12 protein-coding genes are annotated in these 12,681 nt (G+C 70.9%); 6 read left to right on the forward strand and 6 right to left on the reverse strand.

Annotated elements, in window-relative coordinates:
* The 3 genes from denD to nth all read right to left on the reverse strand — a co-directional run bounded on the left by denD (position 1) and on the right by nth (position 2,931).
* Positions 1 to 987, reverse strand: coding sequence for a D-erythronate dehydrogenase (denD, locus tag P8627_RS11010; protein ID WP_279964145.1), 987 nt, complete (start codon positions 985 to 987; stop codon positions 1 to 3).
* A 203-nt stretch (positions 988 to 1,190) separates the two neighbouring features.
* On the reverse strand, positions 1,191 to 2,171 hold the full coding sequence (locus P8627_RS11015; RefSeq protein WP_279964146.1) for an adenosine kinase: 981 nt from the start codon (positions 2,169 to 2,171) through the stop codon (positions 1,191 to 1,193).
* 109 nt (positions 2,172 to 2,280) lie between these two features.
* Complete coding sequence (nth, locus tag P8627_RS11020) at positions 2,281 to 2,931, reverse strand: endonuclease III (protein ID WP_279964147.1); 651 nt, start codon at positions 2,929 to 2,931, stop codon at positions 2,281 to 2,283.
* A gap of 103 nt (positions 2,932 to 3,034) precedes the next feature.
* Here nth and P8627_RS11025 point away from each other — a divergent pair, with 103 nt between their 5' ends.
* The 3 genes from P8627_RS11025 to P8627_RS11035 all read left to right on the forward strand — a co-directional run bounded on the left by P8627_RS11025 (position 3,035) and on the right by P8627_RS11035 (position 5,632).
* Positions 3,035 to 3,934, forward strand: coding sequence for a methylated-DNA--[protein]-cysteine S-methyltransferase (locus tag P8627_RS11025; protein WP_279964148.1), 900 nt, complete (start codon positions 3,035 to 3,037; stop codon positions 3,932 to 3,934).
* Between the two features lie 172 nt (positions 3,935 to 4,106).
* Complete coding sequence (locus P8627_RS11030; RefSeq protein WP_279964149.1) at positions 4,107 to 4,757, forward strand: OmpA family protein; 651 nt, start codon at positions 4,107 to 4,109, stop codon at positions 4,755 to 4,757.
* Positions 4,758 to 4,864: 107 nt separating this feature from the next.
* Positions 4,865 to 5,632 carry an FCD domain-containing protein gene (locus tag P8627_RS11035; protein ID WP_279964150.1) on the forward strand — a complete coding sequence of 256 codons (768 nt, stop codon included), beginning with the start codon at positions 4,865 to 4,867 and terminating at the stop codon, positions 5,630 to 5,632.
* A 13-nt stretch (positions 5,633 to 5,645) separates the two neighbouring features.
* Here the strand turns inward: P8627_RS11035 and ptsP are convergent, their stop codons facing one another.
* On the reverse strand, positions 5,646 to 7,877 hold the full coding sequence (gene ptsP, locus P8627_RS11040; RefSeq protein ID WP_279964151.1) for a phosphoenolpyruvate--protein phosphotransferase: 2,232 nt from the start codon (positions 7,875 to 7,877) through the stop codon (positions 5,646 to 5,648).
* Positions 7,878 to 8,045: 168 nt separating this feature from the next.
* Between ptsP and P8627_RS11045 the strand changes: the two genes are divergently transcribed.
* A complete protein-coding gene (locus tag P8627_RS11045) occupies positions 8,046 to 9,638 on the forward strand; it encodes an alpha-glucosidase (protein WP_279964152.1) in 1,593 nt (530 codons plus the stop codon).
* A 189-nt stretch (positions 9,639 to 9,827) separates the two neighbouring features.
* On the opposite strand, the gene P8627_RS11050 is transcribed toward P8627_RS11045, so the two are convergent.
* A complete protein-coding gene (locus tag P8627_RS11050) occupies positions 9,828 to 11,063 on the reverse strand; it encodes an aspartate kinase (RefSeq protein WP_279964153.1) in 1,236 nt (411 codons plus the stop codon).
* Between the two features lie 176 nt (positions 11,064 to 11,239).
* Between P8627_RS11050 and P8627_RS11055 the strand changes: the two genes are divergently transcribed.
* Both P8627_RS11055 and P8627_RS11060 read left to right on the forward strand, forming a co-directional pair.
* Positions 11,240 to 11,701 (forward strand): YbjQ family protein, encoded by a 462-nt coding sequence (locus P8627_RS11055; RefSeq protein WP_279964154.1) that lies wholly within the window; start codon positions 11,240 to 11,242, stop codon positions 11,699 to 11,701.
* Between the two features lie 26 nt (positions 11,702 to 11,727).
* Positions 11,728 to 12,489 (forward strand): DUF2189 domain-containing protein, encoded by a 762-nt coding sequence (locus P8627_RS11060; RefSeq protein WP_279964155.1) that lies wholly within the window; start codon positions 11,728 to 11,730, stop codon positions 12,487 to 12,489.
* Here P8627_RS11060 and P8627_RS11065 read toward each other — a convergent pair.
* Entirely contained in the window at positions 12,468 to 12,608 is a 141-nt protein-coding gene (locus tag P8627_RS11065; protein WP_279964156.1) for a hypothetical protein, read from the reverse strand. The genes P8627_RS11060 and P8627_RS11065 overlap by 22 nt on opposite strands.
* Between the last annotated feature and the right edge of the window lie 73 nt (positions 12,609 to 12,681).

Here is a 12,681-nt window from a genome sequence, read left to right on the forward strand (position 1 = left end):
TCAGCCCTGCTCGGCCACCGGGATGCGTCCGCCCAGCTCGTCCTCGACATGCGCGCGGATGATCGTGTCCATGTCGGGCTCGGCCTCGAAGCCCAGCGCGCGGGCCCGGGCGGGGTCGAACCCCCGGGGCCAGGTGTCGATGATCGCCTGGACCGCCGCGTCGGGCTCGCGCCGGATCAGGCCCGCGGCCTTCGCGCCCGCCACCCGCTCCAGCGCGGCGATCTCCTCGGCCACGGACGCGCCGACGCCCGGCAGGTTCAGCGACCGGTCCTGTCCCAGCGCGCCGGTCTCCATCTCGGCGGCGCGCAGCAGGAAGCCCACGGCGGCGCGCGGGCTGGCGAACCAGTGCCGCACCGTGTCGGGCACGGGCAGCACGGCGGGCTGCCCGATCAGCGGCTCGCGCAGGATCGAGCTGTAGAAGCCCGAGGCCGCCGCGTTGGGCGCGCCCGGCCGGATGCAGATCGTCGGCAGGCGCAGCGACACGCCGTCGAGCGCGCCCTTGCGGCTCAGGTCGTCGATCATCAGCTCGCCCATGCGCTTCTGCGTGCCGTAGCTCGTCAGCGGGCGGGGCGGCTGGTCGTCGGGGATCACGTCGGGCAGGGGCGCGCCGAACACCGCGATGGAGGAGGTGAAGACGAGCCGCGGGCAGTAGTCCGGTTGCGCCGCGATCGCCTCGCATAGCGCCACCGTGCCGTGCAGGTTGACGGCATAGCCCTTGGCGGTGTCCGCCTCCGCCTCGCCCGAGACCACGGCGGCGAGGTGGAAGATGACGTCGGGCCGCGCCTCGGCCAGGGCGGGGGCGGCGGCCGGGTCCGACAGGTCGGCGGCCAGCGCCGCGCCGGGGATGCCATCGGGCAGGACGGGCGCATCCCGATCCACCAGCGTCAGCCCGGTGATCGGGTCCCCGCGCAATTCGCCGCGCGCGACCAGCGCCGCGACCAGCTTGCGCCCGATCATGCCCGCCGCGCCGGTGATGAGGATCTGCATGGCCCGTCTCCCGTGATTGAGCCCCGAAGGCTAGGGCAGCGGGCCCGGGGGGACCAGAGCCCGCGCGGCGCGATCCGCCAAGGAGAGCCCCCGGCCGCGGGCGGGGGAGGAGCCCCCGCCCATGGGGGCGGTCGGGGGCTGCCCGGCCTATGGCCGGGCGGGTCAGCGGCGAACCACGGCGCGTCGCACCGGGGGCGCCCGACCTAGAGCAGCCCCTCGGCGCGGAACTGCGCCGCCATGTCCGTGGCGGGGCGGGGGCCCATATGGCCGATCACCTCGCGCGCGCAGATCACGCCCATCCGGGCCGCCGTTTCCAGGTCGCGGCCCGTCGACAGCCCGTAGAGGAAGCCCGCCGCGAACTGGTCGCCCGCCCCGGTCGCGTCGACCACCGGCACCTTCTGGACCGGCGAGACGACATGCGCGTCGCCGTTGCGCACCCAGACATCCGCGCCCGAGCGGGTGCAGACCACGGTCTCACAGACCTCGGAGGCGAGACCCACCGCGCGCTCGAGGTCCTCGGTTTCGTAGAGCGTCGTCCATTCGGCGGCATTGCCGATCGCGATATCCATGTCCTCGGCGATCAGGCGCTGGAAATCGGCGCGGTGGCGGTCGGCGCAGAACGGGTCCGAGATGGTGATGGCCGAGCGCCCGCCCGCGGCCTGCATCTTCCCCGCTGCCTCCTGGAAGGCGGTCTTCCCCTCGTCCTTGTCGAAGAGATAGCCCTCGAGGAACAGGAGCCCCCCGCCGCCGAACACGTCCGGCACGTCGGCCCGGCCCAGATCGGCGCCCGCGCCCAGATAGGTGTTCATCGAGCGCTCGCCATCGGGCGAGACGAAGATCATCGAGCGCGAGGTCGGCAGGTCCGCCGCCCGCGGCGGGTTCGGGAAGGCCGTGCCCGCGCCCTCCATCGTGCGCGCGTAGAATTGGCCCAGCGCGTCGTCGCGCACCTTGCCGATGAAGGCGGTCGCCAGGCCCAGCGCGCCGATCCCCGCCAGCGTGTTCGCGACCGAGCCGCCGGGCGCCTCGACCCGCTCGGACATCGCGGCATAGAGCAGCTCCGCGCGCTCGCGTTCGATGAGCTGCATGATCCCCTTCTCGATGCCCATCTGGTCCAGGAAGGTGTCGCTCGAGGGCGAGATCACGTCGACGATCGCGTTGCCGATGCCGATCACGTCGTAGCTCATGGATGTGTCCTTTCATGTCGGGATCGGATCGGCTGCGCCGCTGCGATCCGCCGGGGGCGCCGCTCCCGGACCCCCGGAGTATTGCGCGACCCGTGATGGGGAGGCGGGGTCAGGGCGCGGGCGTCTTGTCCTCGTAGGGGCAGAGATCGGCGATCGGGCAGGCGGGGCATTTCGGCTTGCGCGCCGTGCAGATGTAGCGGCCGTGCAGGATCAGCCAGTGATGCGCGTGGCGCTGGTATTCGGCGGGGACGTGGTCCTCGATGGCGCGCTCGACGGCGTCGACATCCTTGCCGGGCGCGATCCGCGTGCGGTTGCCGACGCGGAAGATATGCGTGTCCACCGCCTGGGCCGGATGCGCCCACCACATGTTCAGCACCACGTTCGCGGTCTTGCGCCCCACCCCCGGCAGCGCCTGCAGCGCGGCGCGCGACGACGGCACCTCGCCGCCATGCTCCTCCTCGAGGATGCGGCTGAGCGCGATGACGTTCTTGGCCTTGTTGCGGTAGAGCCCGATCGACTTGATGTGCTCGGTCACGCCCTCGAGCCCCAGCTCCAGCATCTTGCGTGGCGTGTCGGCCACCGCGAAGAGCTTGCGCGTCGCCTTGTTCACGCCCGCATCCGTGGCCTGCGCCGACAGCGCCACCGCCACGACCAGCGTGTAGGCGTTGACATGCTCCAGCTCGCCCTTGGGCTCCGGCTCGGCGGCCTGGAAGCGGGCGAAGATCTCGCGCTGGACGGGGTAGGGCAGGGCTCTCGACATCGCCCGCGTTGTGGCGGGCCGGGGCGGCGCCCGCAACCCGCATGTTCCGGGTCGCGCGCCCGCGCCGGGCTGCGATATCGTCGCAGGGAAAGGAGCCCGCGCCATGACCCGCCACGACCCCGTCACCGAGAGCGATCACGGCTATCACTGGGCCGTCATGCGCCGCGCCATCGACCTGATCGACGCGCGCGCGGACGATCCGCCCTCGCTCGAGGATCTGGCCGCCGAGATGCGGATGAGCCCCGCGCATTTCCAGCGCCTGTTCTCGGCCTGGGCGGGCGTTAGCCCAAAGCGCTTCCAGCAATACCTGACGCTGGGCCATGCCCGCGCGCTGCTGCGCGAACGGGCGACGATGCTCGAGACGGCGCATGCGACGGGCCTGTCGGGCACGGGCCGGCTGCACGACCTGTTCCTGCGCTGGGAGGCGATGTCGCCCGGCGATTACGCGCGGGGTGGCGCGGGGCTGGTGATCCGGCACGGCTGGGTCGACGGCCCGTTCGGCGACACGCTGGTCATGGCCACCGATCGCGGCATCTGCGGGCTGGCCTTCGCGGCTGAGACGGGGCGCGACGCGGCGCTGGCGGATATGGCCGCGCGCTGGCCCGTGGCCGAACACCGTCCGGACCCGTCCGTGGCCGATCTGGCAGGCGGTCTCTGGGGCGGCGGCGGCGAGGCGCGGCTGCACCTGATCGGCGCGCCCTTCCAGATCAAGGTCTGGGAGGCGCTGATGCAGGTCCCCTCGGGCCATGTGACCACCTACGGCGCCATCGCCGCACGCATCGGCAATCCCCGGGCCGTGCGCGCGGTGGGCACCGCGGTGGGCCGCAACCCGGTCTCCTGGCTGATTCCCTGCCACCGGGCGCTGCGCAAGTCGGGCGGGATCGGCGGCTATCACTGGGGCCTGCCGGTCAAGCGCGCCATGCTGGCCTGGGAGGGCGCGCGCGCCGATGCGGCCGGCGAGGCGGGCGGCGACGCCGGGGCAGGGGCCGCGGCCCGGGCCTGACGTCGCCCGATGACCGCGCCGCGTTATTGCCTAGCGCGGGCCCGGGCCCGCATGTGACCGGCGGAGCGCCGCGCATGGCCGGTCCGATCCGGCTTTCCGCTGGAACGGGCCGCGTCGGCCATGCGTTGAAGCGCCGCACAACTGGAATTCCTCATTTGCGGAAGAACTCGACATGACCACCCTCAAGCTTCCCTTCGCCATCGCCGTCTCCGGCGTTCTGGGCCTCACCGCCTGCGTCGACACCACCACGGGCGAGCCCAACCGCACCCGCAGCGGCGCGCTGATCGGCGCGGGCATCGGCGCCGCGGCCGGCGCGATCGCGGGCGACGGCAGCCGCGCCGACGAGATCGCGGCCGGCGCCATCGCGGGCGGCCTGATCGGCGGCGCCATCGGTGCCAACCTGGACCGCCAGGCCGCCGACCTGCGCCGGCAGCTGGGCGACGACCGCATCACCATCGTCAACACCGGCTCCGAGCTCATCGTGACGATGCCGCAGGACATCCTCTTCGCCACCGATTCGGCGACGCTGCGCCCCGACCTGCAAAGCGACATCCGCGCGCTGGCGGGCAACCTGCAGCAATATCCCAACACGACGGTCCAGGTGATCGGCCATACCGACAACACCGGCGCCGCCGCCTACAACCAGGACCTGTCCGAGCGCCGCGCCCGCTCGGTCGCCAGCGTCCTGATCAATCAGGGCGTCTCGTCGCGCCGCGTCGTCTCGATCGGCCGCGGCGAAAGCCAGCCCATCGCGTCGAACCAGACGCCGGCCGGCCGCCAGCAGAACCGCCGCGTCGAGATCGTGATCACGCCCAACGTCTGACCCCGATTACAGGCAGGACCGCGCGGCCCCCGGAGCGATCCGGGGGCCGTTTTTCATTGGCATCCCCGCGAAGTGGTCATATCTCTTTACCAATCGGGGGATCGTGGATGCCTTTTCAGAAGATCGAGGCCGAGAAGCTCGCGGCGGCCGTCGTGCGCCAGATCGAGGGGCTGATCCTGCACGGCATCCTGCGCCCGGGCGACCGGCTACCGCCCGAGCGCGAACTCTCCGAACGGCTGGGCGTGTCGCGCCCCTCGCTGCGCGAGGCGGTGGCCGAACTGCAGGCGCGCGGCCTGCTGGCCAGCCGCGCCGGGGCCGGTGTCTACGTGGCCGACGTGCTGGGCAACGCCTTCTCGCCCGCGCTGACCCGGCTCTTCGCCAGCCACCAGGACGCGCTGTTCGACTACATCGCCTTCCGCCGCGACATGGAGGGGATCGCCGCCGCCCGCGCCGCGCGGCAGGGCTCGGACACCGATCTCGCCGTGGTGGACGCCGTGTTCCGCAAGATGGAGGCCGCCCATTCCAAGCGCGACCCGTCCGAGGAAGCGGCGCTCGACGCCGATTTCCACATGGCCATCGTCGAGGCGTCGCATAACGTCGTGCTGCTGCACATGATGCGCTCGATGATGGATCTGCTGCGGCAGGGCGTGTTCTACAACCGCTCGGTCATGTTCAAGCAGCGCACCACGCGCGACACGCTCCTGGACCAGCACCGCGCCATCAACGAGGCGCTGCAGGCCCGCGACCCCGAGGCCGCGCGCGCCGCCGCCGAGGCGCATCTGACCTTCGTGCGCGGCTGCATGCGCGACCAGCGCGAGGCCGACCGCCACGAGGACGTGGCCCGCCTGCGGCTGGAGCAGGAGGTCGGGCGCTGAGCCGCCCCCGCGCTCACCGCGTCCGCAGATACTCCATCACCGCCGGGCGCACCGTCTGCTCGCCCTCGTCGCGCGCATCCTCGATCACGCGCCGCACCTCGCCCAGGTTTGCGCGCAGCAGCAGGTGCTTTACCGGTCCGATCGAGGCCGGGCGCATCGACAGGCAGCGCAGCCCCATCGCCGCGAAGCACAGCGCCTCGACCGGCCGGCCCGCATCCTCGCCGCAGAAGCTGACCGGCGTGCCGGCCTCCTCGCAGCGGGCGACGATCTTCTCGATCAGCGACAGGAAGCTGACGTTCAGCGTGTCGTAGCGCTTGCGCACGCGCTCGTTCTCGCGATCGGCGGCGAAGAAGAACTGCTTGAGGTCGTTGCCGCCGATCGAGATGAAATCGGCCTCCTCGAAGAAGCGCCGCGGCGCGAAGGCCAGGCTCGGGGTCTCCAGCATCGCGCCGACGCGGATCGCTTCGGGCAGGGGGTGGCCCATCACGCGCTCGCGTTCGATCTCGCGGTGCAGATGCTCGCGGGCGGCGAGATACTCCTCCATCTGCGCGATAAAGGGGAACATCACCTGCAGCGGGCGGCCATTCGCGGCGCGCAGCAGCGCCTGGAGCTGCATCCGCATCACCCCGCGCTTGTCGAGACCCACGCGGATCGCGCGCCAGCCCAGCGCCGGGTTCGGCTCGTCCTGGCGCTTCATGTAGGGCAGCACCTTGTCGGACCCGATATCGAGCGTCCGGAAGGTCACCGGCTTCCCCTTCGCCGCGTCCATCACATGCGCATAGAGCCGCGCCAGCTCGCCGCGCTGGGGCACCTTGTTGCGGGTCAGGAACTGCAGCTCGGTGCGGAACAGCCCCACGCCTTCGGCGCCCGACCCCGCCAGCGACGGCAGGTCCGCGATCAGCCCGGCATTCATCATCATCTCGATGCGCGCGCCGTCCTCGGTCACGCAGGGCGTGTCGCGGATCGTGGCGTAGCGCTCCTGCGCCTTCGCGGCCATCGCCAGCTTCTCGCCGAAGGCCGAGCGGACCATCTCGTCGGGCCGCAGATGCACCACCCCCTGGTCGCCATCCACCAGGATCGGATCGCCCGACAGCGCCTCGGTCGTGATGCCCTCCGCCTGCAACACCAGCGGCACCGCCCAGGCGCGCGCCACGATCGCGGCGTGACTGCCGACCGAGCCGCCCTCCAGCACCACGCCCTTCAGCCCCCGCCCGTATTCCAGAAGCTCGCCCGGCCCGATATTCTTCGCCACCAGCACCGCGTTCTCGGGCAGGTCGCCGCGGTCGCGGCCCTGTCCGGTCAGCATCCGCAGCAGCCGGTTCGACAGATCGTCCAGGTCGGCCAGCCGGTCGCGAAGGTAGGGATCGGCATTCTTCATCCGCGTCCGCGCCGCGGTCTGCTCCTTCTCGACGGCCGCCTCGGCGGTCAGGCCCGCGTCGATATCCTCCTCCATCCGGCGCAGCCAGGAGCGCGAATAGGCGAACATCCGGAACGCCTCCAGCACCTCGGTCTGCTCGCCGCCATGGTTCGGATCGTTGAGCATCTTGTCCACCGAAAGGCGCAGCGCATCCACCGCGCCGCGCAAGCGGGCCAGCTCGCGCTCCGGGTCGTCCGACACGAGGTTCGAGATCACCACCCGCGGATCGTGCAGATAGACCACCCCCTCGGCCGAGCCCTCCTGCCCGGTGATGCCGCGGATCAGAACCTGCTGGGCATGGCGCGGGCGCAGCGCCTCGCCCTCGCCGGTGAAGACGCCCAGCTCGGTCATCTCGGCCAGGACCATCGCCACGACTTCCAGCGCGTAGACCTCGTCCTCGGAATATTCCCGCGCGTCCTTCGACTGCACCACCAGCACGCCCAGCCGCTCGCCCAGCCGCTGCACCGGCACGCCCAGGAACGAGGAAAACACCTCCTCGCCGGTCTCGGGCATGTAGCGGAAGCCCTTGGTCGCGGGCGCGTCGGCGGTGTTGATCGCCCGCCGCTTGCGCGCGACGCGGCCCACCAGGCCCTCGCCCAGCCGCATCCGGGTGACGTGCACGGCGGCCGGGTTCAGGCCGTGCGTGGCGCAGAGCTCCAGCGTCTCGCTGTCGCGGTTGAGATAGATCGAGCAGACCTCGGTCTGCATCGAATCCGCGACCAGATCGACGATCCGGTCGAGGCGCGCCTGTCCCTGCGCCTCCTCGGCCATGACGGCCTGAAGCCGCCGCAGCAGCTTGCGGCTCTCGCTTTCCCGGGGTGCTCGCATCCGGCCCTCCTGCGTCCCGCCCCATCCTTAGCGGGCACGGACGGCGAAGGGGAGACCCGGCGAAGCCGCGCCGCGGCCTCGCCCGGCCGGCCCGCCCGGGCCCGCCGCGGCGCTTGCGCCACGCGCCCCGATCGGCCTAGCCCGGAAGGAGCGCAGCGGAGGCTCGCCATGACCGACCCGCCCTGGTGGCGAAACGCCGTCATCTACCAGATCTACCCGCGGTCCTTCCAGGACAGCGACGGCGACGGGGTGGGCGACCTGGCGGGGATCGTCCGGCGGCTTGATCACGTGGCGGGGCTGGGCGTCGATGCCGTCGCGCTCGCCCCGGTCTTCCCCTCGCCGATGGCCGACACCGGCTACGACGTCTCCGACCATCGCGGGATCGACCCGGTCTTCGGGTCGCTGTCCGGGTTCGACGCCCTGCTGGACCGCGCCCACGGGCTGGGCCTGAAGGTGGTGATCGACCAGGTGCTGTCGCGCAGCTCCGACAAGCACCCCTTCTTCGCGACCAGCCGCGCCAGCCGCGACAACCCCAAGGCCGATTGGTACGTCTGGGCCGAGCCCAAGCTCGACGGCACCCCGCCCAACAACTGGCAGGCCGTGTTCGGCGGCCCCGCCTGGCGGTGGGAGCCGCGGCGGCGCCAATACTATCTCGCCAATTTCCGACCCTCGCAGCCCGCGCTAAACTTCCACCACCCCGCGGTGCGGGACTGGGTGCTCGACACGCTGTGCTTCTGGCTCGATCGCGGCGTCGACGGGTTCCGGCTGGATTCCTGGAATTTCACTTTCCACGACGTCCAGCTGCGCGACAATCCCGCCGAGTCCCGCTCCGTGCCCTGGCCCGCCGGGCAGCCCTTCCAGATGCAGCACCAGCTCTTCCAGAAGAACCAGCCCGAGGCGCTGGCCTTCTCCGAGACGGTGCGCGCCATGCTCGACGGCTACCCGGGCGAGCGGGCGCTGGTGGCCGAGATCAACGAGTTTCACCATCCCGTCGCGCGGCTGGCCGAATACATCGCGCCCGGGCGGCTGCACATGGGCTTCCATCCGGGCTTCCTCGGCCCGACCTTCACCCCTGCCTTCGTCCGCGATCAGATCCGGACCTTCCGCGATGCCGCCCCCGGGGCCTGCGCCTGCTGGGCCTTCTCGAACCACGATGTCGACCGCCACCTGACCCGCTGGGCGGGCCACGCCATCGATGACGACCGCTTCGCCATTCTCTGCGCCGCGCTCCTGCTGTCGCTCGAAGGCACGGTCTCGCTCTACCAGGGCGAGGAGCTGGGCCTGCGCTCCGCCGTCTTGACCCGCGAGGAGCTGCGCGACCCCGACGGTCTCGGCCACTGGCCGCAAGGGGCGGGCCGCGATGGTGCCCGCACGCCGATGCCGTGGGAGGCGCACGCCCCCCATGCGGGCTTCACCGAGGGCACGCCCTGGCTTCCCGTCAAGCCGCCCGAGGCCGCGCGGGCCGTCGATACGCAGGCGGGCGTGCCCGGCTCGGTGCTGGAGCGCTATCGCCGCCTGATCGCCCTGCGCCGCGACCTCCCGGCGCTGCGCCACGGCGCGACGCGCGTCCTCGCCGCGCCCGCGCCGATCCTTGTCCTCGGCCGCGGCGAGGACGTGCTCTGCGTCTTCAACCTCGGGCCGAAGCCCGCCGCGGCGCCGCTGCCCGACGGCGACTGGACGCCGCGCGACGGCACCGTCGCGGGGGCGCAGGCCGGGCGCATCGCGCTCGACGGCAACGGCTGGGCGATCCTGTCGCGCTGAGCGCCCGCGCTACTGCGCGGCGATCATCGGCGTCGGATCGGCGCCGAAGGCCGGCAGGATCAGGGCCATCGCCACGAAGACGAGCAACCAGAAAGGGGCGGATTGGGGAAGCTGGGTCATGGCGCGAATTTGCCGCGCGACCCCTGAAGAACGCGATAACGCGCGGCTGTTATCCGATGCGCGCCCGGCTCAGGCCTTCTCCAGCCCGAACTCGTCATGCAGCGCCTGCACGGCCAGCTCCATGTACTTGCGGTCGATCAGCACGCTGATCTTGATCTCCGAGGTGGTGATGACCTTGATGTTGATCCCCTCGGCCGACAGCGCCTCGAACATCCGCGCGGCCACGCCGGCATGGCTGCGCATCCCGATGCCCACCACCGAGACCTTGCTTACGTCCTTGTCGGCGATCAGGTCGTGGAACTCGATCGAGCCCGTCTCCATCGCCTGGCGCACCGCCTTCTCGGCCCGCGCGATCTGGTCGACCGGCAGCGAGAAGGTCATGTCGGTGCGCCCGTCCTCGGCGATGTTCTGCACGATCATGTCCACGTTGACGCCCGCCTCGGCGAGCGGTCCGAAGATCGCCGCCGACACGCCCGGCCGGTCGGCGACCGAGACCAGCGTCATCTTCGCCTCGTCGCGCACGAAGGCGACCCCCGCGACCACGTTGCTTTCCATGATGTCCTCCTCGTCGCAGACCAGCGTCCCGGCCTCGTCCGACTGTTCCTCGAAGCTCGACAGCACCCGCAGCTTCACCTTGTAGCGCATCGCCAGCTCGACCGACCGCGTCTGCAGCACCTTCGCGCCCAGCGATGCCAGCTCCAGCATCTCCTCGAAGGCGATGCGGTCCAGCTTGCGCGCCTTCGAGGTGATCCGCGGATCGGTCGTGTAGACCCCGTCCACGTCGGTATAGATGTCGCAGCGCTCCGCCGCGAAGGCCGCCGCGAAGGCGACCGCCGTGGTGTCCGAGCCGCCGCGCCCCAGCGTGGTGATCCGGCCCTCCGGGCTGATCCCCTGGAAGCCCGCGACCACCGCGACCTGCATGCCCCCCGCGAAGCGCGCGTTGAAATTCTCGGTCCCGATCTCCTCGATCCGCGCCGAGCTATGCGCCGAGCTCGTCCGCACCGGCACCTGCCAGCCCTGCCAGGACCGTGCGTCGATGCCGTTCTCCTGCAGCACCAGCGCCAAGAGCCCCGCGGTCACGTTCTCGCCCGAGGACACCACCGCGTCGTATTCCCGCGCGTCGTAGAACGGCCCCGTCTGGTCCACCCAGCCCACCAGCTCGTTGGTCTTGCCGGCCATGGCCGAGACCACCACGATCACCTCGTAGCCCTTGGCCACCTCGACGCCCACGCGCTTGGCGACGCGGCGAATGCGGTCGAGATTGGCGACGGAGGTGCCGCCGAACTTCATCACGAGGCGGGGCATGGCGCGCTCCGGCTGTCTCAAGGGTCGCGCGCCGGTTAGCGGAGGGGCGCCGCGGGGGCAAGGTGGGGTGGACAGGCCTCGCCTTCACCATCAGCCATGTTGATAGAAGAGGGAGAGAGAGACGAAGGGGTAGCCAAATGGCGAAATGCGCGGAGTGCGGTGAGGAGATCGGGTTCTTGAATTCCTACGGACCCTCCGGGTCATTGTGCAAACGCTGCAATGCAAGTCGGTTGAAGGCGGAACAAGATCCAGTTCAGCATATCTCGCGGCAAAAGCAGGACGCCGACATCGCAGCGATTATGGTCACGACAGAGACCTGCCTAAACGGCTTGGTTGCCGAACGTCTGGGGGTCGTTGGCGCTGAATGCGCCTATGGAATGAACATCTTCAAGGACCTCTTCGCTGGTGTCCGAAACATCGTTGGAGGCCGATCATCCGCGATCCAGGACACGATGCGGGAAGCGCGCGCAACAGTGGTAGAGGAATTGCGTCGCGAGGCCCATAGCCTTGGCGCCGACGCCGTCGTCGGTTTGGACCTCGACTACACGCAGATAGGCGACAGCGGGTGGAATATGGTATTGGTCGTTGCGACGGGCACCGCTGTAACTTTGAAAACCGGTGCGCGTCTGGAGAAGTGATAAGCATCTTCTGGGATCGCGTCCCGATGGCCCTGCAGACCGAACCCCATGACGACGCCCATGGCCACCTGGCCTTCGCCGACCTGCGCGCCGCGCTGGCGGCGGGCTGGCGCGACTTCCGCGCCGCGCCGCAATACGGGCTGTTCTTCGCCGGCATCTACGTGATCGCCGGGCTGGTCCTGACGCAGCTCGGCGCCGGGCTCTTCACCTGGACGCTGACCATGTCGCTGGGCTTCCCGCTGGTCGCTCCCTTCCTCGCCGTCGGGCTCTACGAGGTCAGCCGGCGGCGGCAATCGGGCGAGCCGCTCACCTTCTCCAACGTGCTCGGCGTGGTCTGGCAGGAACGCACCCGCCAGATCCCCTGGGCGGGGGCGGTGATCGTCATCTACTTCCTGTTCTGGAGCTTCTTCGCCCATATGCTCTTCGCGCTCATCATGGGTCCCTCGGTCCTGTCGGGCCCGCCGGGCGACCTGGCGAGCTACCTCTCCGGTCGCGGCCTGACCGCACTGCTGGTCGAGCTCGGGGTGGGCGCGCTCTGGGCCTTCCTGCTCTTCGCGCTGACCGTGGTCAGCCTGCCGATGCTCCTGGAGCGCGAGATCGATTTCGTCACCGCCATGCTGCGCAGCCTCGCGCTCGTGCGCGACAACCCGGTGGTGATGCTGGCCTGGGCCGCGCTGATCGGCACCTCGCTCTTCCTCGCCATGCTGCCCTGGTTCCTGGGGCTTCTGGTGGTCCTGCCCGTGCTGGGCCATGCGAGCTGGCATCTCTACCGCCGCTCGGGGGTGTAGCAGCCCAATCCAGTCTCCGTGGCGCGAAACAGCATCGGCCTCCGGCCGATGCCGCGCATCGCCGGGCCGCCCCCCGGCCCGGCGATCTGGCTGGCCATGGCGCGCCGCAGCAGGGTCATCCGGATGTGGCGACCATAAAGCGCGCCGCCCCACCGCGGATCGCCGAACCGCGGCCCGCCGACGCGCGCCCCG

This window comes from Jannaschia sp. GRR-S6-38 (genome assembly GCF_029853695.1).
Taxonomy (GTDB): Bacteria; Pseudomonadota; Alphaproteobacteria; order Rhodobacterales; family Rhodobacteraceae; genus Jannaschia; species Jannaschia ovalis.

Bases quoted from the DNA above. Each gene is read 5' to 3' on its own strand.
- P8627_RS11030 (WP_279964149.1), top strand. From the start codon at position 4,107: ATGACCACCCTCAAGCTTCCCTTCGCCATCGCCGTCTCCGGCGTTCTG.
- P8627_RS11065 (WP_279964156.1), bottom strand. From the start codon at position 12,608: ATGACCCTGCTGCGGCGCGCCATGGCCAGCCAGATCGCCGGGCCGGGG.
- P8627_RS11025 (WP_279964148.1), top strand. From the start codon at position 3,035: ATGACCCGCCACGACCCCGTCACCGAGAGCGATCACGGCTATCACTGG.
- ptsP (WP_279964151.1), bottom strand. From the start codon at position 7,877: ATGCGAGCACCCCGGGAAAGCGAGAGCCGCAAGCTGCTGCGGCGGCTT.
- denD (WP_279964145.1), bottom strand. From the start codon at position 987: ATGCAGATCCTCATCACCGGCGCGGCGGGCATGATCGGGCGCAAGCTG.
- P8627_RS11050 (WP_279964153.1), bottom strand. From the start codon at position 11,063: ATGCCCCGCCTCGTGATGAAGTTCGGCGGCACCTCCGTCGCCAATCTC.
- P8627_RS11045 (WP_279964152.1), top strand. From the start codon at position 8,046: ATGACCGACCCGCCCTGGTGGCGAAACGCCGTCATCTACCAGATCTAC.
- P8627_RS11015 (WP_279964146.1), bottom strand. From the start codon at position 2,171: ATGAGCTACGACGTGATCGGCATCGGCAACGCGATCGTCGACGTGATC.
- P8627_RS11035 (WP_279964150.1), top strand. From the start codon at position 4,865: ATGCCTTTTCAGAAGATCGAGGCCGAGAAGCTCGCGGCGGCCGTCGTG.
- P8627_RS11060 (WP_279964155.1), top strand. From the start codon at position 11,728: ATGGCCCTGCAGACCGAACCCCATGACGACGCCCATGGCCACCTGGCC.
- nth (WP_279964147.1), bottom strand. From the start codon at position 2,931: ATGTCGAGAGCCCTGCCCTACCCCGTCCAGCGCGAGATCTTCGCCCGC.